Here is a 21,107-nt window from a genome sequence, read left to right on the forward strand (position 1 = left end):
CATCATCGGAGAGGTGCGCATCGGCATCTTCCTCATCGCGGCCGGCTTCCCCGGCCGCGAGCCAGGGCAGGTCCTGGCCGACACCGTCGACCTGATCGTGGCCGCGGAGCGGGCAGGGTTCGACGAGGCGTGGATCGCCGAACACCACTTCATGTCCTACGGCGTCTGCCCGTCGCCCACCACGCTGGCGGCGGTGGCGACCGGCAGGACCTCGCGCATCGGCCTCGGCACCGCGGTGAGCGTGCTGTCCACGCAGCACCCGATCGCGCTGGCCGAGCAGGCGGCGATGCTCCACCACCTGTCGGGCGGCCGGTTCACGCTGGGCGTCGGCAGGGGCGGGCCGTGGGTGGACCTGGAGGTGTTCGGCACCGGGCCGGCGCGGTTCGAGCGCGGCTTCCCCGAGGCGCTGGACCTGCTCACCGCCGCGCTGTCGGGCGGGCCGGTCAAGGCCGGCGGCGAGTTCTTCGCCTTCCGCGAGGTGAATCTGGTGCCCGCGGCCCGGATGCGGCCTGTCGTGGCCTGCACGTCCGGGGCGACGGCCGCGCTGGCGGCCGACCGGGGCCTGCCGATGCTGCTCGGCATGCACGTCGGGGACGCGGAGAAGGCCGCCATGGTCAGCGACTACGCTCGGCGAGCCGAGGGCACGGGCCACGCCGGGGCGGGTCCGGGGCACGTGGCGGCGGCGGTGGCGCACGTCGCCGACAGCACGCCGGAGGCGGTCGGGGAGCTGAAGCGGGCGATGCCCGCCTGGCTGGAGCCGGGGCTCGCCGGTTACGTGCCGGTGGACGGCCGGCCGCGCCCGCCCAGGGACGTCGGCGCGTACGTGGACCTCCTCACCCGCATCCACCCGGTCGGTTCACCGGAGCTCTGCGTGGAACGGCTGACCCGCACGGCCGAGGCGACCGGCGTCGAGAGGTTCCTGCTCATGGTGGAGGGCGCGGGAGACCGGGAGCGGGTGCTGGAGAACGTCCGGCGGCTGGGCGCTGAGGTGCTGCCGCGCCTCCGGTAGGCGGGTCGCCCACCGGAGGCGCGCGGAGCTAGCAGTCGACGAGCTCCGGCTTCTGGTTGAGGATCTGCGCGCGGGGCGTGACGAACTCGCGCAGCGCCTCGCCGGCGGACGGCGCGAACACGGCCACCCGGTGGCAGTTCTGGAAGGCGAGGCGAACGCCGAAGTGACGCTCCAGGGCACCGCGCATGGCATCGCTGGCCAGGCAGCGCAGGAGCTCCCCGCGCGCCTGCTCGTCCGGCGGCGGCACCTGGTTGTCGGCGAACTCGGCTCCGGTCTTGTCTCGCTGCTCGACCAGCTCGCTGATCACCGACCAGGCATAGGGCAGGGAGTCGCGCACGCAGGCCACGAAGGCCGCGTCGTCGACGTCGCCCGCACGGGCCCGGTCGAGCAAATCGTTCGGAACGGTCAGCGACATGCTGTCTCCTTTCAGAAGAACATCGCCTTTTGACGCTAGGTGAGCATCTGGAAACGCTCCAGATGGCTGGAGGGGGACAGTCGTGTGGTCAGGGCCCGTAGACGAAGTCGGGGTCGATCTGACCTGTGAGGTCGACGCCGGTCTTGGCGTTGGCCCACGCTCTGGCGTTGCGCAGGTGGAACTCGGCCGCCTGCCTGCCGAACCGCGCCCAGTCCTTCTCCTGCTCGTCGAGGTGCTTGAGCAGCACGGCGAGCGCGTCGGAGTTGGCCGGCTCCAGGTCGTCGAGGGCGAACGGGCGGCCCTGCTCCATCGCGCGCACGGCGGCGGAGTGTTCCATCCAGGTGAGCAGGCCGGAGCCCACGTGCTCGCGCAGGAAGTCGACGTCGGACGGGCCGTGCACCTTGTTGCCGACGACGGCCAGCGCCACGCCGTAGTCGGCGGCGTAGTCGCGGTACTGCCGGTAGACGCCCACGCCCTGGCGGGTCGGCTCGGCGACCAGGAAGGTCAGGTCGAAGCGGGTGAACAGGCCGGAGGCGAACGAGTCGGAACCGGCCGTCATGTCGACCACCACGTACTCGCCCGGACCGTCGACCAGGTGGTTGAGCAGCAGCTCGACCGCGCCGACCTTGGAGTGGTAGCAGGCGACGCCCAGGTCGTCCTCCTCGAACGGGCCGGTGGCCATGAGCCTGATGCCCTCGGAGGTGGTGACCGCGTGCTCGTAGGCGGCGAGCTCGTGGAAGCGCAGGAGCCGGGAGCCGCGGCCGGGCGGGGTGGTCTTGACCATGGCGTCGGCCGACGGGATGCGCGGGTTGTCGCCGCGCAGCAGATCCTTGATCTCGCCGAGGTGGGCGCCCAGCGGCTCGGGCGGCCGGTCGAGGCCCAGCACCAGCGCCAGGTGCTGGTTGATGTCGGCGTCGACGGCGACCACCGGGGCTCCCCGGCTCGCCACGTGTCTCGCGAACAGCGCCGACAGCGTGGTCTTGCCACTGCCGCCCTTGCCGACGAAGGCCACTCTCACGGTTTGTCCCTCCTGATCACGATTATGAAAACCGTTTCCACTGTCGCGTCCTCATCATGCCACAGGAGCCGGTGCCGGGAGTGGCGATCGAGCGTCATGTCGGGCCGGTGACATGCGGAAAGAGTGTCGATATGACCGCGATATGGCGTAATGCTCGGAAAAGCCGGTGCAGACGGTGTAACTTCCGCTGTGGTCCGGATGCCGGGGGGATCCCGGTGTGAGCGCGCCCGCACGCGCAAGAGGCCAGGTCAGGATCGCTCGATGTATGCGTCCACGAGGAGCGGGCAGCAAGCAGCCGGGCCGAATCATGCCGGGAGTTGAGCATGGGCGAGGAGACAGCGCTGAGCTGCCCCATCACCGCTGACCTTGGCCTGCTTCGTGAGCACGTGCGCGCCTTCGCGAGCGCGGAGGGGCTGTCCGGCTCGCGGCTGGACGACCTGGTGATCGCCGTCAACGAGGCGGCCGACAACGTGCTCGAACACGGCGGCGGGGCCGGCAGGCTGGACGCCTGGGCCGACGACCGGGGCATCTGGATCGACGTGGCCGACTCGGCGGGCACGCTGACGGCCGGCGACCTCTACCGGCAGGGCGCCGACCCGCCTCCGGCGGCGTCGCGGGGTTACGGTCTCTGGATCATCCGCAGGCTCTGCGACGAGGTCGTCGTCGAACGGTCCGGCGACCGCTCCCTGCTGCGCTTGCACGTCGCCTACCCCGTGCCGCGCGCGGCCGCGGGCGAGACGAAGACGGCCGGCGCGGGCGCGCCGCCGGGAGCGCCCCGGGCCTGACCGTCAGCCGCAGGTCTTGTCGAGGGTCACCGGGCCCTCGGGGGACGCGGTCGGGCGGGCCGCCTGGGCGGCGGGCGCGGGCGTGCGCGCCACCGGGGAGAGCGCCTCGTTGACCTTGTGCCTGATGAACCGCCAGTCCGGGTAGGCGGTGTTGATCAGCGGGGGGACGAAGTTGAGACTCTTGATCGGGTTGTCGCGGACCTTCTGCGCCAGCTCGACCAGGGCGGGGAGCAGGTCCTGCGGGACGTCCGTGGAGATCGCCCGCTTGGTGGCCGTGGCCAGGCCGTCGAAGCTGTTGAGCAGCGTGACCGGGTCCGCCTGCCTGGCCACCGCGTTGATCAGGCACTTCTGGCGGCCCATGCGCACGTAGTCGTCGCTGTCGGTGCGGGAGCGGCCGTACCAGAGCGCCTCCTCGCCGCTCAGCCGGCGGGTGCCCGCCGGTAGCAGGCCCTCGCGGTACTTGCCGTACACGATCGGCTCCTCGACGGTGATCCGCACACCGCCCACGGCGTCGATCATCTCGGCGAAGCCCTTCATGTCGACCATGGCGTAGTAGCGGACCGGGATGCCGAGCACGCCGCCGACCGTCTCCTTCAGCAGGGCCGGGCCGCGCTGCCCGTCCGGCACACCCGGCACGACCTCCGGATGGTTCTCGGCGTACTGGAAGACCTCGTTGAGCAGGCCGGGGGAGTCCAGGCCGTCGCCGGTGAAGCCGTAGGGGAACCTGGCGCGGGCGGGGCCCGCGGGCATCGGCACCTCCTCCAGGTTGCGCGGCAGGCCGAGCAGCGTGGTCGCGCCGGTCGCGGTGTCCACGCTGGCCACGGTCATGCTGTCGGTGCGCACCCCGGGCCGGTTCGGCGCCGAGTCGGCACCGATGAGCAGGAAGTTCACCCGCTGCGTGCCGCTCCACGGGTCGTCGGCCACGACCGGGCCCATGTTGCCGGCGAACAGGTGGTGCACCAGGTCGCGCGACACGTACGCCATCCGCGCCGCGTACGCGGTCGGGGCCAGCACCAGCGCGCACAGGGAGACGGCCAGGCCGGCGGCCAGGGCGCGGCCCGGCATGCCCGACGCGGCGGGCCGTACCAGCATGTACGACCAGATGATCACGGCCGTCCAGGCGATCGCGACGGCGGCCAGGATGAGCGCCAGCCCGGTCATCCACCCCGGCTGGACGGCCAGCGACAGCAACTGGGTGCTGAACGCGGTGAGCACCGTAAGGATCGCGGCGATCAGTACGATCTGCACCGACATGAGCACGAATGCGGTGCGGTGCCGCTGCGTCGCCAGATGAGCGACGCCCCACAAGAGAGCGGACCCCAGGGTCAGCCCGAGGCTGGAACCGAGTCCGAAGCCGCGCTTCCTACCTCTCATGCCTGGTCAAACCCCCTGGTGTCCGCAGATCTCTCCAACGCTAATGAGCTTTGCGGCCGATTGACCTCACCTGATGACACGAAACACCAAACATGGGGTCAAGAGATTCTTTGCGTTATAACGTCCATGTGGGTGATGGACGCGGAAAGTACGGTTTGGACGCACCCTGGGCGTTGACCGGCCTCATGCTCGGGACGGTCCTGCTGGTCGCGCTGGCGGCAGTCTCGTTCGTCACCGGGATCCTCGTCACCGGTGTGGTCTTCACGAGCGGCGCCGTCTACACGCTCGCCAGCGCCGCCAGCCACCTCTACACCACCCGGCGCGGCAGGTTCGCCGTGTGGGGCGAGGAGCTGGACCGGCTCGAAGGCGGCGAGGACGTGCTGGACCTCGGCTGCGGGCGCGGCGCCGTGCTCCTGCTCGCCGCCCGGCGGCTGTCGTCAGGCCGGGCCACCGGCGTGGACCCGTGGCGCTCCACCGGCGAGCCGCTCACCAGGGCCAACGCCGAGGCCGAAGGCGTCTCGGAACGCGTCGACCTGGTCACCGCCGACCTGCACGAGCTGCCGTTCGGCGACGAGCGGTTCGACGTCGTCGTGTCCGCGCTCGCCCTGCACCGCGTCCCCGGCGCCGCCGGGCGCGAGCAGGCCCTGCGCGAGGCGTACCGGGTGCTGCGCCCCGGCGGGCTGCTGCTCGTCGCGGACGTCAGGCACGTGCCCGCGTACGAGGCCGTCCTGCGCGGGCTCGGCGCGCGCGACGTGCACAGCCGCGACCTGGGCCGGCGGTACTGGTACGGCGGGCCGTGGGCGAGGACCCGCATGGTGGAGGCGCTGAAGGTTTGAGCGCCGGTCGCCGGGTAACCCGAGGTGCTCATGAGCGATGTCGAGACCGGCACGATCACCACCAAGGTTCCGGCACGCCTGGACCGGCTGCCCTGGTCCCGCTGGCACTGGATGATCGTCATCGGCCTCGGCACCGTCTGGATCCTCGACGGGCTCGAAGTCACCATCGTCGGCAACCTGTCCGCCCAGCTCGCCAAGCCCGGCAGCGGCCTGGACATCTCCCAGGAACAGGTCGCCGGCCTCGCCGCCGCGCTCTACGTCGCCGGAGCCTGCTCGGGGGCGCTGTTCTTCGGATGGCTGACCGACAGGTTCGGCAGGAAGAAGCTGTTCATCATCACGCTGCTCGTCTACCTGGCGGCCACGCTGGCCACCGCGTTCTCGTTCAGCGTGTGGTGGTTCTTCCTGTTCCGCTTCCTGACCGGGTTCGGGATCGGGGGCGAGTACGCGGCCATCAACTCCGCGATCGACGAGCTCATCCCCAGCAGGCACCGCGGCCGGATCGACATCCTCATCAACGGCAGCTACTGGCTCGGCGCCGCCGGAGGCGCCCTGCTGACCGTGCCGCTGCTGAACAACCTGCCCGTCAACATCGGCTGGCGGGTCGCCTTCGGGCTGGGCGTGGTGCTCGGGCTGGCCATCCTGCTCGTGCGCAGGCACGTACCGGAGAGCCCGCGCTGGCTCTTCATCCACGGGCGCGGCGACGAGGCGGAGAAGATCGTCCAGGGGGTCGAGCGCGAGGTCGAGAAGGAGGTCGGCGCCGCCCTGCCCGAACCCCGGCAGGCCATCACCATCCACACGCGCAAGTCGATCGGGTTCATCCGGATCGCGCACACCATGGTCGCCCTCTACCCCACGCGGACCGTTCTGGGGCTGTCGCTCTTCATCGGGCAGGCGTTCCTCTACAACGCGATCACCTTCGGGTACGCGCAGATCCTGTCGACGTTCTACGAGATCGACACGCACACCGGCTACTACTTCGCCGTCATCGCGGTCGGCAACTTCCTCGGGCCGCTGCTGCTGGGCAGGCTCTTCGACACCGTCGGCCGGGTTCCGATGATCTCGGCGACCTATGTGGGGTCGGGGGTGCTGCTGCTGGGGACCGCGTGGCTGTTCAACGAGGGGATGCTGACCGCTGTGACGCTCACGGCCTGCTGGTCGGCGGTGCTCTTCGTGGCCTCGGCGGGTGCCAGCTCGGCCTATCTGACGGTGAGCGAGATCTTCCCGATGGAGACCAGGGCGATGGCCATCGCGTTCTTCTTCGCCATCGGCACGGCGGCGGGCGGCATCGCCGGGCCGCTCATCTTCGCCAAGCTGGTGTCGAGCGGGGTGCCGGGGGACACGGCGCTGGCCTTCGCCATCGGGGCCATCCTCATGATCCTGGCGGGGATCGTGGAGATGATCTTCGGGGTGAAGGCGGAACGGCGGGCCTCGAAGACATCGCCGCCCCGCTCTCCACCGCCTCCCCGACCTGATCAGTTGGGCAGCGCCGCCGTGAGGTCCACCTCGACGAGCTGCCCTGAGAAGCCGAGCTGGGCGACGCCGAGGAGGGTGCTGGCGGTGGTGAAGGCCGGTGCGATCACCGAGTCGTTGAGACGCCGCCAGGCGGAGCCGAGCACGGAGCTGTCACCGCTGACCACGTAGATCACGGATCGTACGACGTGCTCAGGCCGCGCGCCGGCCGCTTCGAGGGCGGCCAGGGCGTTGGCCGCGACCTGGTCGATCTGGGCGTCCAGGTCTCCGGGGCCGACGATGGCGCCGGTCTGGTCGAGCGGGCACTGGCCCGCGAGGAACGCCGTTCGGCCGGCTTCCACGATGGTGACGTGGTGGTAGCCGGGGGTCTTATGTAGTTCGTCGGGATTGATGCGCTTCATCATGATGCTTGAGTCTGGCCGGATCCCGGCTCGTCCGCACCGCAATATCGCGCCGCGGCCCCCGCCCGAAGGGCTCGCCAGTCCAGGCGCTTCGCGCCCCTCGCGAACTCGGCGTGCTTCCCGGGCCTCCGTGTGCGAGGGCAAGCCCTCGCACTCCCCGCTTCGCCGCGCCGCTGACCGGACGCGGGGAATGTCGTTGCACGCTTCACCCTGGTTGTCTCGTCCAGCAGTGACGCGGCCTGTCACCGAGGTCGGCAAGAGTGCGTTGGGGTTGTGAGCAGCGAGGGCGTGCTGTCAGCGACTTCCCCGACTGGGCTTGTGGTCACCGTGCTGCTTCCGCGGCCACATGGGGGAGGGAGCTTCCTTGCGCGGATCATACGGCTTGTACTTCGGCTCCCCATGAAGCATCGGCACGATGATGATTCGTTGTGTCTCCGCCTTCTCCAATTCGGTGACGATGTCACGGATGCAGTGCATCAGCGCGCCGGCAGCGGCGGAGAGAGACCGCAAACCGCCGCTGCTGGTCTCCACGAACACCACATGCCTGCTGGATCGCTGGATCGCTCTGCAGATCTCGGAGTCGTAGAGTTGCTGGCTGTCGTTGGAGATGACGATGTCGTACCCGCACCGCTTCGCCTTGTCGTAAAGCTGTTGGTCTTTGATGCTCTTCCATCGCTTGTTGACGTGCGACATCGGGTGACCGCGTAAGAGCCAGGTCAGCGGTTCGGACAGCGGTTCTGGAACGTTCTCGTCGAGAAGGATCTTCATCAACCGACTCGGTCGCTCGACCTGGGGACGGCGTACTGATTGACGTACGCCGCGAACCGTTGAGCGGCACGTGCGGCTTCGGCGTTGACCGAGGGAAAGAACCGCACGATGTCCTCGGCGGGGACGTCGTCGGCCATGAGTCCCGCAACCTGGTCATAGCCGACTCGGGTGCCTCTGACCACGGGGAAGCCGCTGCGGATCTCTGGGTCGACGACCAATCCGGGCACGGGTTGCTGGAACGGCAGGACACGCCCCATCCGCCCATCGAACTCTCCGAAGACATCCACCATGCGAGCCAGCATGGTGTTGCCTGGACGGCGCAGCAGGTCTATGGCATCGTCGCCGTCCACGAGGATGATGGTGCTTCCGCTTCGCACCAGTTTGTACTCCGACAGGTGGTCGCTCCTGCCCAGTGCGCGCAAGTTTTTGATCGACTTGCGAATGCCCTGCAGTGACGTGACGTCGTTCTCGCGGAGGTACACGATGGACCGGAGCGCAACCACGTCCCTGAAGGAGTAGAGGACCTTGTGAGGCGTCGAATACTCCGGTGAGAACACCGGAGGCCGGCGTCGCCAATGTCTCAACTGGCCCACCGAGGCGCCGGAGAGAGCGGCGGCCAGCACCGTTGTGTACAAGGCGCGTCACCCTCCTCCACGATGAACCTGGGCTCTACGTTAACGTCCGCTACCGGATTGACCTATGGCGATCTGCTCCCGATGAGGCCTATCCCCGGAAGCGCCGCTTGGTACGGCACCGTACCGAAGACGTCACTCTTCGTGGGCATCCTTCCAGAAAATGTGACGCGGGCCTGCGCGGCAAGCCGCCGGACAGGCCCCCGCCCGCGTGGCGCGGGTGCGGGCGGGGGTCGGCGCGTCAGCAGAGGCGGTTCCAGTCGATCGCCTTGCCGGCGGCGGCCTTGATCAAGCGGCACGCGATGGCGGCCAGCCCGCCCGTGTAGCCGCCGACGATGGTGCAGACCGCCATGCCGAACAGCTGGTAGACCGCGTACACGGCCCGGGCCTTCCAGCAGTTCAGCGCCGCGATGGCCACGTCGTCCCGCGGTACGGCGGGTGACGGGGGTATCGCCTCGATCTGCTCGGCGCTGAGCCCGGCCGCCAGCTCGTCCAGCAGGGCTTCGGCGCCGTCGCCGAACTGCGCCAGGACCTCGGTCACGGCCGGGTTCTCCCGCAGTGCCGCCTTCTTGTCTTCCTCGGTGTGGAGTGTCATGTCGTTCTCCCCGGTGTGGTGGTGTCAGGCGCCGGTCGGCGCCTCGGCACTCAGGTAAGCCGGGCGGCGGGGGTGTCCAACAGCGCGTCGGACGGACTCGGCCGGACTCGATCGCGCCGGGACGTCCGGCGATCGGCGCCGGACGCTCTGGGTAATTGCTCGTACACTTGGAGTCACTTGGTGGACATCCCTTGGTCGGGAGAGGGCAAGGTTCTGCGCGACGATGAACGAGAACCCCAAAGACGGCCCAGATCTTCGGTCTGTCGATCAGGCGCTGGAACGGGTGGGCTCACACGCGGAGCTGGTGAGGGTGCTGGCCGAGCAGTTCGCCAGGGCCGACGTTTCGCTGCGGGAGCTGGAGTCGCGGGCCGACCGGGCGGGCGGGGCCCGGCTTCCCCGGGCGACGTGCGCCGACATGCTGGCCGGGCGGCGTTTCCCCAAGAAGGCGGTGATGTTGGCGTTCCTCCGCGCCTGCCGGGTGCCCGAGCAGCAGATCCCGGCGTGGGAACGGGCGTGGGAGCGGGTGCGGATCACCCGGATGGCCATCGGGGAGGACCGCGAACCTCCCGGCGGCGCGCCGCTCGCGGATCAGGGGACCGCCGAGGCGGTGACGGTTCGCGGGTCCGGAGGAAGCCGGCAGCGGGCCGTCCTGCTCGCCGCGCTCGTGGCGGTCGTGGTCTCGGGCGCCGTCATCGCCCTGTCGGTCAGGTCCCGCCACGGCGTGCCCGAAGACCTGCCCGTCCGCACCATGGACCCCGGCCACCTCGTCACCGACGACGGCCGCGCGTTCCCCCGGGGCGGGTGGAGCCGGTTCACCGTGACCGTCGACCCCGACCACACCGCCGTACGGCTGATCCGCCGCCTGGACGTGGGCGTCGCCCTGCAGCACGCCACCATCACGGTGAACGGCCGGCCGGCGGCGGAATGGCGGCCGCTGCTCGGCGAGAACACCTACAAGTGGCGGGACCAGGTCGTCGAGCTGCCACCGGAGCTGACCACCGGGCGGAGCTCGCTCACCATCGTCAACACGTCGGTGTCCTCATCGGGCTTCAACGAGTTCTACTACACCGTTGAGCAGCAGGTGGACGGCGTCTGGTCGATCAGTGACGAGGTCGACATCGGCCGCGAGCACACGGCCGGCGAGGCTGATCACGACTACCGCAACGTCGGCGAGGACTGGGCCGACACCCAGACCTTCGCCTACCCGCCCCGCAAGGAGGACTGGCGCGTTCGGTGAGCTGTTGATGAGAGTCTTCCCCGGCGCCCTGGCGACGACATCGATTCCGTCGACCAGGATGACATCTGTGTCGCACTTGAATCGCTCCGGGTCGGCAAGAGCCCTCGCCTGCATTGGCGTGACGAGCCCGTCAAGCGGCAGTTCGCCATAGCCCAGCGGCTCACAGAGATGCCCATCCACGGAATCGTCACGATCTACATCCACGATTGCGCAGTTCGCACCGAACACGCGCGCCGCCGATGTCTCGAACGGCTTCTCGGCGAAGTCAGCCTGGCGGGGTGCTCCGAGGTTGTCATCGAAGCTCGTTCCGCCGAACAGGATCACCTCGATCGGGGCCTCCTGACGGGTATGCGTCGCGCGCGAACCCTTCCCCACGACTTGGTGGTCAGCTGGCAGCCAGCCGTCAGCGAGCCGCTTCTGTGGGCGGCAGACGCCGTAGTGGGCGCTACGACGTGGTGGCTGGACGACCGAGCAGGCTGCTATGAGATGCTCGCGCCGAAGACACGCCTGGTTTGCGTCGGATGAAGCGGGAAACGCAAAGGCCGGACGCCCGATTCCATCGGGAGGCCCGGCCTCACTTCCGCACCCCAGGGGGTGCGGAAGTCCCCATCATGCCTTACGGAGGGTGATTGGGCAAGACGCGCGAGTCACGTGAGCCGTTCGGGGTACGCGTCCCATCCAACTGGACCATCGTGACCAACTCCGACGCGTGAGACGTTCTGCCGGAGGTCACGTGGTCGGTCTGCCGATGGGTTGGTGAGCGTTCTGCCGGTGACTGTGAAAGCGCACTGCCGCCGTCTTCCCCGGACAACAGCGCGAGGGCTTGCCCTCGCACAAAGAGGGCCGGAGGCCCGGGAAGCACGCCGAGCTTGCGAGGGGCGCGGAGCGCCTGGTTGGGCGAGCCCTTTGGTACGGGCGGCGTCAGGCGTTCATGTGGTTGAAGACGTCGGTGGCCGTGCAGGTCATCAGCAGTGCGTGGTCGTTCTGCCGGTACTCCTATGGGCGTTCTGCCGAACAGTACGTGAGCGTTCTGCCGCACCGCGGCCCAGGGCGTACGGGACGCCGCTAGGTGATCGTTCGGCGGAAGACGACGGTGGCTGTGAAGCGGTCGTGGTGGTCCGGGTCCGGTTGGACCTTGGCGCTGACGACGTGGACCTCCGCGTCGCTGCCGAAGAACCGTTCCGCCAGGGGATAGGCGGCCGCTTCGATGGCCGCCGGGGTCCGTTCGCTGACCGTCACCGAAAGTTCGAAGGGAAAGGGGTCTGTCTTGTGCATGTCACCTGCCCTGGGTGCTGACGCCCGCGCGCGTTCTCCAGCTACCCACGCGATCGAGCCTGACACGGTGTCAGGAATTAGACCAGGATGGAGGCCATGACGGGCATGGTGGATCGGCTGGACGCCGTACTGAACGCCGGGGAGGCGCCCGGGCTGCACGGGATCGTGGTGGTCCAGCGCGGCGAGCGGGTGCTGGAGCGGTACGGCGCGGGGCAGGACTTCCGTTTGGGCGACCCGCTGGGGCACGTCACGTTCGACGCCGGCACGCCGCACGACGTGCGGTCCATCACCAAGAGCGTGGTGGCGCTGCTGTACGGGATCGCGCTGGAGAGCGGCCTGGTGCCGGATCCGGGCGAGCGGCTCCTCGACCAGTTCCCCGCGTATAGGGACCTGGCGGACGCGGCTCTCACCGTCGAGCACGCGCTCACCATGACCCTCGGCCTCGAATGGGACGAGAGCGTGCCGTACACCAGCGCCGCCAACAGCGAGATCGCGATGGAGGAGGCCCCCGACCGCTACCGCTACGTCCTGGAGCGCCCGATCGTCGAGGAGCCGGGCACGCGGTGGTCGTACTGCGGCGGGGCGACGGCGCTGCTGGGCGGGATCATCGCCCGGGGCACGGGCAGGCCGCTGGACGAGTACGCGAGGCAGGTGTTGTTCGAGCCGCTGGGCATCGGCGCGTTCGAGTGGACGAAGGGGGCGGACGGGGTGCCGCTGGCGGCGGCGGGGCTGCGCCTGACGCCCCGTGACCTGGCGGCGCTCGGTGTGATGGTGCTGCGCGGGGGCGACGGCGTGGTGCCGGAGGGCTGGCTCCGGGAGGCGCTCCGGCCGCGGGTGCCGATCGACGGGGACCGCCACTACGGCTATCACTGGTACGTGGAGACGGGCGCGACGCCGGCCGTGAGCGCCTCAGGAAACGGGGGCCAGCGGCTGCTCGTGATCCCGTCTCGGGACCTGGTGGTGGCGGTCACGGCCGGCGACTACGACGTCTTCGACCGGCCCGGCACCGCGGCCGTGCTGGACGCCGTGCTCAGAGACTGAGGCCGGCGAGGGCCTCGTGGAAGGCGGCGATGGCCGCCTGGATCGCCGGATGCTCTCCGTACCCCCGTCTGAAGGCCGCGAGCGTGCGGCGGTGCAGGGGGAGCGGGGTGAGCCGCACCCCGGACGGCGGGGAGAGGGCCGCGAGGCGGGGCACCAGCGCCACGCCCTGCCCGGCCGCCGCGAACGACAGCACGGTGTCGAAGTCGTCGATGTGGTGGCGCACGTCCGGCTCGAACCCGGCCGCCTGGCAGGCCCTGATCGTCATCGTGTGGCACAGGGTGCCGGGCGTGCCGGCGATCCACGGGTCGCCGGCGGCCGCGGCGATGGCGGGCCGGTCGGTGAGGTACATGGGCTCGGCGAAGAGCGGCTCGGTCTCCAGGGCGTCGTCGGTGACCGGCGGCACGAAGTCGTACTCGTGCACGAGCGCGACGTCGAGCTCTCCGGCGCGCAGGGCGGCGGAGACGTCGGCGGGGTCGATCTCGGAGATCATCGGCACCAGCCCTGGGTGGGCGGCGGCGAGCGTGGCGAGCGCGGGCGGCAGCAGGACGCGGGCCGCGGTGGGGAACGCGCCGACGCGCAGCGGGCCGGACGGTCCGCCCCGGACGGCGGCCAGGGCGGCGGAGGCGCGTTCGAGCTGTTCGAGCACGGCCTGGGCGTGCTCGACGAGCAGGCGGCCCGCCGGGGTGAGCGTCACGGTGCGGCCGGTGCGTTGGAGCAGCGGCACGCCCGCCTCCCGCTCCAGCGCGCTGAGTTGCTGGGAGACCGCCGACGGGGTGAAAGCGGCGGCCTCGGCGACGGCCGCGATGGTGCCGCGCCGGGACAGTTCGCGCAGGAGGTGGAGCTTGCGAGGGTCGAGCATCAGCTCATCTTACGATGCAGCTTAGAAAACGTCGCTGGACCTTACGTGTCCTTCCGGGCCAGGCTGGAGACATGTTCACAGGCATCCATGTACCGCTGATCACTCCGTACGGACCGGACGGCGAGGTGGCGTTCGACGCGCTCGGCAAGCTGGCCGACCACGTGCTCGGCCAGGGCGCCTCGGGGCTGGTCGCGCTGGGCACGACGGGAGAGGTCGCGGCCCTGACACCGGACGAGCGGAGCCGGGTGATCGAGACCTGCGCGGTCGCCTGCCGGGAGCGCGGCGTGCCGCTGACCGTCGGGGTCGCCGGCAACGACACCCGCTCGGTCGGACAGGCGCTGAAGGAGCTGCCCGGCGGGGTGGACGCGGCGCTCGTCACCGTGCCGTACTTCCTGCGGCCGTCGGAGCGCGGGGTGATCGCGCACTTCGAGGCGCTGGCCGAGGAGACGCCGGTGCCGCTGGTCATCTACCACATCCCCTACCGGACCGGGCAGGCCGTGAGCGCGGCGACCCTGCGGCGGCTCGGCGCCCATCCGCGCGTGGCCGCCGTCAAGTACGCGGCGGGGGGCGTCGACCAGGACGCGGTGGACCTGCTCGGGGACCTGCCGGACGGGTTCGACGTGCTGGGCGGGGACGACGCGTTCATCTCGCCGCTGCTCGCCCTCGGCGCGTCCGGCGGCATCCTGGCCTCCGCGCACCTGGCCACGGACGCCTTCGCGGAGCTGGTCACGGCCTGGCATGCGGGCGACGTGACCAGGGCCAGGGCGCTGGGGCACCGGCTGGCCCGGCTGTCGGCCGCGCTGTTCGCCGAGCCGAACCCGACGGTGATCAAGGGCGTGCTGCACGCCCGCGGTCTCATCCCCACCCCCGACGTGCGGCTGCCGCTGCTTCCCGCGAGCGCGGAGTCGGTGTCACAGGCTGACCTGGTGACGGTACATCCAGGCGAGTGACTCCTGGTTCGCCTGACGCCTCAGGATGATCGGCAGCAGCGCGTCCCTGAAGATGCGGCCGACCGGCCCGGCGGCCTTGCTGCTGCTGATCCTCCTGGCGTAGGCGACCACCCGCTCGGCCCGCTCGCGCCGCTCGCTCTCGTACCGGCCGAACGCCTCCCGGTGGCCGGCGGCGTCGCGCAGGCAGCGGGCGAGCACCACGGCGTCCTCGACGGCCTGCGACGCGCCCTGCCCCGAACTGGGCGAGGTGGCGTGCGCGGCGTCGCCGGTGAGCACCACCCTGCCGCGGTGCCACACGGGCACCGGCGGCAGGTCGTGGATGGGGAGCACCTGGCCCAGATCGGCGCGCCGGACCAGACCGGCGGCGATGCCGGCGTCGTCCGCGAACGCCTCCTCCAGCACCGGCCGCCAGTCCGCCGGCTCGTCGCCGAGGGCGCGAGGCAGGTTCGCGAACCACCACGTCTCGCCGTCGCCGGTCACCGTGTAGCCGAAGAACGCGCGCCTGCCGAACATCATGTGGTAGACGCCGGGTTCGCCGGTGATGTTCGGGTCCTTGATGATGCCGCCGCAGTTGTACAGGCCGGTGTAGCGCGGTTCGGGCGCCTCGGGGTCGAGCAGCCGCCGGGTGCGCGAGTGCACGCCGTCGGCCGCGATCAGCAGGTCGCCGGTCGCGCTCGTGCCGTCCTCGTACCGGGCCACCACCTGGGAGCCGGTGTCGTCGAAGGAGACCATGCGCTTGCCGTAGGCGATCGGGACGCCCCGTGCGGCGGCGGCGTCCCGCAGGATCCGGTACAGGTCCGAGCGCAGGATCGTGTGGCTCACCGTGCCGTCGTCCAGCGCCATCCCGTTGGGCACCCGGCCCAGGCGCTTGCCCGTGCCGCTCCACATGACCATGTCGGGGGTGGGGATGCCGGCGCGCGCCACCTCGTGGTGCAGCCCGAGCACGCGCAGCGCGGCCATCCCGTTGGAGGCGACGTTGAGGAACGCGCCCACGCCCTCGGCGCCGGCGTCGTACGCCTCGTGGATCTCGGCGTCGATGCCCACCTCGCGCAGCGCCATGGCGATGGCGGGGCCGCCGATCCCGCACCCTGTGATGAGAGCCTTCATCGTGATAACCTTTCGTTCGCCCGAACGAAATATATGCCGAGGCGGGGTCGTATGGCCAGAGATGTTTCGGATCGCCGAAAGAAATTGCTCGACGCCCTGACCACGGCCGGGCGGGAGAACAGCAACGCCGCCGTCATGTACCACACGGCCATGGGCGAGCGACTGGGCCTCGGCATGAGCGAAGAGAAGACCATCGACCTGCTGCAACGCCTCGGTCCGCTGACGGCGGGGGAGATCTGCCGGCACACCGGCCTGGCCCCCGCCACCGTCAGCAACCTGATCGACCGGCTGGAGGCCAAAGGGCTGGCGCGGCGGGCCCGCCACCCCAAGGACCGGCGCCGCGTCATCGTGGAGGTCGACTGGGAGCGGCTGGCCGGCTTCGACGAGCTGTTCGTGCCGCTGGCGACCGGCCTGGCCGGCCTGTACGAGCGCTACACCGACGAGCAGCTGGAGCTCATCCTCGACTTCCTCGGCCGGGCCACGGCGATCCAGCGCGACGCCACCGCCGCCCTGACCCGGCAGGAAACCTGACCCGTCAGCGGTTCCTGATCGCCGAGCCCACGTCGCGGACCTGGTCGGCCAGCAGGCCCAGCGCGCCGACGGCCCGGCCCATCGGGTCGTCGGCGTCGCCGCCCAGCGCCTTGTCCCGCAGGTAGGCGGCCTTGATCTCGGCCCAGCGGGCCGCCTGCTCCGGGCTGAGGCGGCCGCGCAGCTCCGCCAGCTTGAGCAGGTTCGCCTCCGCGTCCGCGGTGAGCGTCTGCGCCTCGCCGAGGTAGTGGTCGTCGACGAGCGCCTCCAGCTCGTCGTCGTTCATCGCCGGGACGATCCGCTCGGCCAGCTTGTTCATGTTCCGGTACGAGCCCTGCAGCCGGTACGGCGGCTCGGTGCGCGAGGAGTCGGCCTGGGCGGCGGAGGCGATGTAGGCCCGGTTGTTGGCCAGCACCACCTCCTGCACCCGCACCAGCTTGCGCAGCACGCTGAGCAGCTGGTCCAGCTCGGGCTTGGTGTACGGGTGCTTCAACTGGTCGGGCCGTACCGAGGCGTCGCCCCTGGCCAGCCGCACCAGCAGCTCCACGTCCGACCGGTCGCGGGCCGACAGCGGCGCGAGCACCGGGTTGGACGTGAGCGCGTTGTCGACGTAGCTGAGCGCGAACAGGTCGTCCCGGCCCGACAGCACGTCACCCAGGTTCCACACGTCGGCCCGGTTGGCGAGCATGTCCGGGATCCGGAAACGCTGCCCCGACTCGGTGTACGGGTTGCCGGCCATGCACACGGCGAACCGCTTGCCGCGCAGGTCGTAGGTGCGGGTGCGGCCGTTCCAGACGCCCTCGATGCGCCGCTGCGCGTCACAGAGCGAGATGAACTTCTGCAGCAGCTCGGGCGAGGTGTGCTGGATGTCGTCCAGGTACAGCAGCGTGTTGTTGCCCGCCTCCAGCGCGAACGAGATCTTCTCCACCTCCTGCCTGGCGGTCGCGTTGGGCGCCTCGGCCGGGTCCAACGAGGTCACGTCGTGCCCCAGCGCGGGCCCGTTCACCTTGACGAACAGCAGCCCGAGCCGGCTGGCCACGTACTCCATCAGCGTCGTCTTGCCGTAGCCGGGCGGCGAGATGAGCAGCAGCAGGCCCATCTGGTCGGTGCGCTTGCCCTCGCCCGTCGAGCCGAGCTGCTTGGCCAGGTTGTCGCCGATCAGCGGCAGGTACACCTCGTCGAGCAGCCGGTTGCGCACGAACGCGCTCATCACCTTGGGCTTGTACTCCTCCAGCCGCAGCCGCTCCCGCTCGGCGGCGACCAGCTCGGTGCGCCGCTTCTGGTACGCGCGAAAGCCCGGCACCCGCTCGGCCGCGAACCGCCTGGTCCTGGCCAGCAGCTCGTCCAGCCGGATCTCCAGCTTCCAGCCGGCGATCCGCGGGTGCGAGCCGAGCAGGTTCTCCACGGTGGCGGTGACGGTGGCGCCGGAGTCGTGCCTGGGCAGGTCGCACAGCTGCACGGCGACGGCTTCGGCCAGCTCGGGCCCCTGCGCGTACGCGCCGAGCCAGGCACGGGCGAGCTGCACCTGCTCCGGCAGGGCGACCGCCTTGAGGTCGGACTCGAACTCGCGTGTCCTGACCGGCCCGAGCGTGTGGTGGAAGCCCTCCAGCAGGTCGCGGGCCGCCTTGCCGGTGACGAACCCGGCGGGCTTGCCGGCCAGCTCCTCCACCAGATACTCACCGGCGAGCGCGGCGTCGGTGTCGGGCAGGCCGGCCGTCGCCAGGAAGGCGGCGATCAGCGCGCCCAGCTCGGCGGAGAGCGTGGCGAGCGCGGGCCCGGGGCCGAACACCTCGCGGGCCCGCACCAGCGACACGGCCCTGGTGGCCAATGTTTTACGTGAAACCTCGTCCACGCCGTGCGCCCAGAAGAGCTGGGCCGCGGCCCGCGCCTCGGGCGGGTAGCGCAGCAAGCCTGCGCCGTCGCGCAGCCGGATCAGCGCGTCGAGGATCGCGGCGGCGTCGTGGTCGTGCACGCCCCGCTCGTAGCCCTCGTCGTAGCGGGCCGCGGCGGCCTCCCGGACCAGGCGGTCCAGGTCGTCGCCCGGCGTGACCCGGTCGAGCAGCGAGGCCGCCAGGTACTCGGCCCGGTAGACCTCGGGCGTCTCCGACACCAGCAGCTGCTCCCAGAAGGGCCGGGTGTCGGCGAACGAGGCCGGCGCCGGCGACCGGAAGTCGGTGCCGGTGATGGCCAGCTGCATCTCCTGGTCATGAGGCACCAGCGTGAGGTCGACGGGCTGGGTGTTCACCGCGAACCGGTGACGGCCCAGCCTGATCGTCTCGCCGCCGTCCGCGAACAGGTCGAGCCGGTCGCGCAGCGCCCGCCCGGCCTCCTGCTGCGCCGCCTTGACCCGCCCGTCCAGCTCCTCGGCCCGTACGGAGTCGCCGAGCTCGCGCAGCTCGGCCGCCACCGAGCGGAGCTTGGTCACCATCTGGTCGGTGGCGAAGTACGTGTTGATCTCGTCGGGCGAGCCGAGCGTGGCGATCCTGCGGGTGACGCTGGCCAGGATGCGGTCGGCGGAGGCGAACAGCCGGTCCGCGCGCCGGGCGAGCGCGTCGAGCTGGGCCTGCTTGCGCGACGAGAACGCCTCGTACACGTCGTCGCGCTTGCCGCCGAGCTGCTCGGCGAAGTCGTCGATCTCGCCGAAGCGCGACTCCAGGTTCTCGATCTGCAGCATGAGCCGGCCGAGCTGCTCGTCGCACCTGTCGGGGGTGTCGGCCATCGCCAGCGCGCCGGTGATGGCCTGGCCGAGCAGCGCGAACTCGGCGGCGAACGCGGCCCTGCCCTCGCTGCTCAGCAGCTCGCGGCGGCGGCCGTCGAGCACCGCCCGCGCCCGGTTGACCCCGCCGAGCACCTCGGCGATGCGGCCCAGGATCGCGGTGCGCACGGTGGCGTCGGCGATGTCCAGGGAGCCGACCACCTCGGTCACCACTTCCAGGCCCTCGGACTGCTCGGCGAGCCGGCCCGCGACAGGCTCGGCCTCGGCGGCGGTCGCGATCGCCGCCGCGTCGGCGGCCAGCGCCTCGACGGCCGCGTGGTAGCCGGTGAACGCGTCCTCCCCTTCCAGGAAGGCCACGGCCCGCCTGCCCGCCTCGTCCAGCTCACCGGCCAGGGTCGCGGCCAACTCGTCCAGCCGGCCGGTGTCGATGTAGCGCACCTCGCGGAGCGTCACCAGGTGGCCCTGGGCCCGGCGGAGCGTGGCCAGCAGGCTCACCCACCCGTCGGCGGTGCCGGGCGCGTCCGCCCCGGCCCGCCTGACCAGCTGGGTGACCTCCTCGTCTGCCTCGGCGAGCGTGGCGGCGGCCTGGGCGGTGAGCTGCTCGACGTGCTCGTACTCGTCAAGCACCTGCTCGGCGGTGGCGCGCACGTCGGCGAGCGGCTCGCTCAGGCCGTGCTCGGCCAGCCAGTGGTAGCTGTCGAAGGAGCGCGTGCAGGCGGCGATCAGTGCCTCGAACGTGGCGGCCGACGGCGCCATCTCCTCCACCATGCGGGTGACCGACAGGCAGTCGGAGATGCCCCGGACCAGCTCGGCGTTGCCGATCCGCTCCAGCGGGCCGGTGCCGGCGGGCTGCGCGGCCGCGAAGGTGTCGGAGACGTACGGGGTCTGCCACACCTGCATCGGGTGCACCCGCGTCGGCTCTTCGGAGGTGGCCCGGAAGACCACCATCGTGCCGTCGTCGAAGAGCGAGTACCCGTGGCAGACGATGGGGTTGGCCACCTCCTTCCTGATCACGTTGTACGGCAGCAGCAGCGAGCGGCCGTCGTCCCTGGCGTGGAAGACGTAGAGCGCGTCCTCGCCGTTGGGCGCGCGCACGACCCGCTCGAACTCCAGGTCCGCCACGTCGGTGTCGAACGTCTTGCTGGCGCCGGTGGTCAGGTAGTAGCCGCCCGGGAAGATCAGGCCCTGGTCCTCGGGCAGCCGCTGGCAGGCCTGGCCGATGCCGTCGAGCCTGGTCACGGCCTTGGTGCGGGTGTTGAAGACCAGGTGCCGCCAGGCGTCCTCCTTGTACGGCCTGATCCGCATGAGGATGAGCGGGCCGACGCGGGCGTGCTCGACGTCGGCGTCCGCCAGGCTCTGCAGCGGCTCGGCGACCGGCTCGGCGTAGATGCCCTCGCCGGTCTCCGTGTTGTTCTCGATCTTGATGGTGAGGTCGCCGCCGAGCGTCTCGACGAACACCTCGCCCTGGATGTCGATGTGCGGGTGCCGGCCGAGCACGTGGTCGTCGCGGGTGGCCGGGGTCCACTCGAAGTCGTGGGACGGGGGGAAGACGTGGTCGCGCTCCCCCCTGTTGTCCAGATATTTCGTGACTCCGGTGGGGCTGACTGCCCAGCGCAGCACCCGGATGTCGGCCGGCCCTGTCCTGAACACCGCCAGCAGCTTGCCCTCGACCCGCCGGAGCTGCTTCAGCCGGGTCTCCTTGTAGTAGCGGTAGAGCTCGGCGAAGTCCTTCCTGAACGCCGGGTCGTCCAGCGCCTCCAGCTTGCCCTGCTCGAACCGGAACCCGTCGCCCTCCCGGGCGAAGCGGTGCACCGCGAACACGTCCGACACCGACGTCTCCGGCTTGAGCCCGATGAAGACGTTGTAGCCGAACAGCATCACCTCACCCAGGGACACGATGTCCCTGGGGACGCAGTTGTTCTCGGTGCGAATCCGCTCGGTGCCCAGCAGCCGCAGCTCCGCCCCGCCGAACACCTCCAGCCGCGCCGCGTTGACCGCCTCGGCGGCCGCGGCCAGCGCTCTGGCCTGGGCGCCGAGCCGGTTCCGCAGCACCTCGTAGGTGCCCGCCTCCAGGTCGACCTGCTCCGTCAC

18 protein-coding genes and 1 pseudogene are annotated in these 21,107 nt (G+C 70.8%); 8 read left to right on the forward strand and 11 right to left on the reverse strand.

Annotated features, from left to right (window positions below; all coding sequences use genetic code 11):
• Positions 1-13 precede the first annotated feature (13 nt).
• Entirely contained in the window at positions 14-1,009 is a 996-nt protein-coding gene (locus FR742_RS37595; RefSeq protein WP_148036016.1) for an LLM class flavin-dependent oxidoreductase, read from the forward strand.
• Positions 1,010-1,037: 28 nt separating this feature from the next.
• Here the strand turns inward: FR742_RS37595 and FR742_RS37600 are convergent, their stop codons facing one another.
• Together FR742_RS37600 and FR742_RS37605 are read right to left on the reverse strand one after the other, a co-directional pair.
• The gene (locus tag FR742_RS37600) at positions 1,038-1,424 is read right to left on the reverse strand and encodes an SCO5389 family protein (RefSeq protein WP_148036017.1); all 387 of its coding nucleotides are present in this window, start codon (positions 1,422-1,424) and stop codon (positions 1,038-1,040) included.
• Positions 1,425-1,512: 88 nt separating this feature from the next.
• Positions 1,513-2,442 (reverse strand): ATP-binding protein, encoded by a 930-nt coding sequence (locus FR742_RS37605; RefSeq protein WP_148036018.1) that lies wholly within the window; start codon positions 2,440-2,442, stop codon positions 1,513-1,515.
• 323 nt (positions 2,443-2,765) lie between these two features.
• Here FR742_RS37605 and FR742_RS37610 point away from each other — a divergent pair, with 323 nt between their 5' ends.
• The gene (locus FR742_RS37610) at positions 2,766-3,227 is read left to right on the forward strand and encodes an ATP-binding protein (protein ID WP_148036019.1); all 462 of its coding nucleotides are present in this window, start codon (positions 2,766-2,768) and stop codon (positions 3,225-3,227) included.
• Positions 3,228-3,230: 3 nt separating this feature from the next.
• Here the strand turns inward: FR742_RS37610 and FR742_RS37615 are convergent, their stop codons facing one another.
• On the reverse strand, positions 3,231-4,601 hold the full coding sequence (locus tag FR742_RS37615; protein WP_261808993.1) for an LCP family protein: 1,371 nt from the start codon (positions 4,599-4,601) through the stop codon (positions 3,231-3,233).
• Between the two features lie 155 nt (positions 4,602-4,756).
• Between FR742_RS37615 and FR742_RS37620 the strand changes: the two genes are divergently transcribed.
• On the forward strand, positions 4,757-5,437 hold the full coding sequence (locus FR742_RS37620; protein ID WP_261808994.1) for a class I SAM-dependent methyltransferase: 681 nt from the start codon (positions 4,757-4,759) through the stop codon (positions 5,435-5,437).
• 111 nt (positions 5,438-5,548) lie between these two features.
• Positions 5,549-6,832, forward strand: a pseudogene (locus FR742_RS37625) (MFS transporter); the annotation flags it as partial.
• Positions 6,833-6,909: 77 nt separating this feature from the next.
• On the opposite strand, the gene FR742_RS45465 reads toward FR742_RS37625, so the two are convergent.
• From FR742_RS45465 to FR742_RS37645, 4 genes are all read right to left on the reverse strand, one after another.
• The gene (locus tag FR742_RS45465; RefSeq protein WP_148036022.1) at positions 6,910-7,311 is read right to left on the reverse strand and encodes a RidA family protein; all 402 of its coding nucleotides are present in this window, start codon (positions 7,309-7,311) and stop codon (positions 6,910-6,912) included.
• Between the two features lie 291 nt (positions 7,312-7,602).
• Positions 7,603-8,076 (reverse strand): hypothetical protein, encoded by a 474-nt coding sequence (locus FR742_RS37635; protein ID WP_148036023.1) that lies wholly within the window; start codon positions 8,074-8,076, stop codon positions 7,603-7,605.
• Complete coding sequence (locus FR742_RS37640) at positions 8,076-8,711, reverse strand: DUF433 domain-containing protein (protein ID WP_148036024.1); 636 nt, start codon at positions 8,709-8,711, stop codon at positions 8,076-8,078. The genes FR742_RS37635 and FR742_RS37640 overlap by 1 nt, the downstream gene beginning before the upstream one ends.
• 238 nt (positions 8,712-8,949) lie before the next feature.
• A complete protein-coding gene (locus FR742_RS37645) occupies positions 8,950-9,303 on the reverse strand; it encodes a hypothetical protein (protein WP_148036025.1) in 354 nt (117 codons plus the stop codon).
• A 283-nt stretch (positions 9,304-9,586) separates the two neighbouring features.
• Here FR742_RS37645 and FR742_RS37650 point away from each other — a divergent pair, with 283 nt between their 5' ends.
• Positions 9,587-10,540, forward strand: a complete 954-nt coding sequence (locus tag FR742_RS37650) for a hypothetical protein (protein WP_148036026.1) — start codon at positions 9,587-9,589, stop codon at positions 10,538-10,540.
• A 1,065-nt stretch (positions 10,541-11,605) separates the two neighbouring features.
• Here FR742_RS37650 and FR742_RS37655 read toward each other — a convergent pair.
• Positions 11,606-11,815 (reverse strand): hypothetical protein, encoded by a 210-nt coding sequence (locus FR742_RS37655; RefSeq protein ID WP_148036027.1) that lies wholly within the window; start codon positions 11,813-11,815, stop codon positions 11,606-11,608.
• Positions 11,816-11,911: 96 nt separating this feature from the next.
• On the opposite strand from FR742_RS37655, the gene FR742_RS37660 reads away from it, so the two are divergent.
• Positions 11,912-12,856: a serine hydrolase gene (locus tag FR742_RS37660; protein ID WP_148036028.1), complete on the forward strand. Its 945-nt coding sequence runs from the start codon at positions 11,912-11,914 to the stop codon at positions 12,854-12,856.
• Here the strand turns inward: FR742_RS37660 and FR742_RS37665 are convergent.
• A complete protein-coding gene (locus FR742_RS37665; protein ID WP_148036029.1) occupies positions 12,846-13,715 on the reverse strand; it encodes a LysR family transcriptional regulator in 870 nt (289 codons plus the stop codon). The genes FR742_RS37660 and FR742_RS37665 overlap by 11 nt on opposite strands.
• 71 nt (positions 13,716-13,786) lie before the next feature.
• Between FR742_RS37665 and dapA the strand changes: the two genes are divergently transcribed.
• A complete protein-coding gene (gene dapA, locus FR742_RS37670) occupies positions 13,787-14,665 on the forward strand; it encodes a 4-hydroxy-tetrahydrodipicolinate synthase (RefSeq protein ID WP_148036030.1) in 879 nt (292 codons plus the stop codon).
• Here dapA and FR742_RS37675 read toward each other — a convergent pair.
• Positions 14,627-15,772, reverse strand: coding sequence for an FAD-dependent monooxygenase (locus FR742_RS37675; RefSeq protein ID WP_148036031.1), 1,146 nt, complete (start codon positions 15,770-15,772; stop codon positions 14,627-14,629). The two genes, dapA and FR742_RS37675, sit on opposite strands and share 39 nt — an antisense overlap.
• A gap of 84 nt (positions 15,773-15,856) precedes the next feature.
• Between FR742_RS37675 and FR742_RS37680 the strand changes: the two genes are divergently transcribed.
• A complete protein-coding gene (locus tag FR742_RS37680; protein ID WP_261808995.1) occupies positions 15,857-16,303 on the forward strand; it encodes a MarR family winged helix-turn-helix transcriptional regulator in 447 nt (148 codons plus the stop codon).
• Between the two features lie 4 nt (positions 16,304-16,307).
• On the opposite strand, the gene FR742_RS37685 is transcribed toward FR742_RS37680, so the two are convergent.
• On the reverse strand, positions 16,308-21,107 hold the full coding sequence (locus FR742_RS37685; protein WP_148036033.1) for a DNA repair ATPase: 4,800 nt from the start codon (positions 21,105-21,107) through the stop codon (positions 16,308-16,310).

Source organism: Nonomuraea sp. C10, from assembly GCF_008017515.1.
Lineage (GTDB): Bacteria > Actinomycetota > Actinomycetes > Streptosporangiales > Streptosporangiaceae > Nonomuraea > Nonomuraea ferruginea.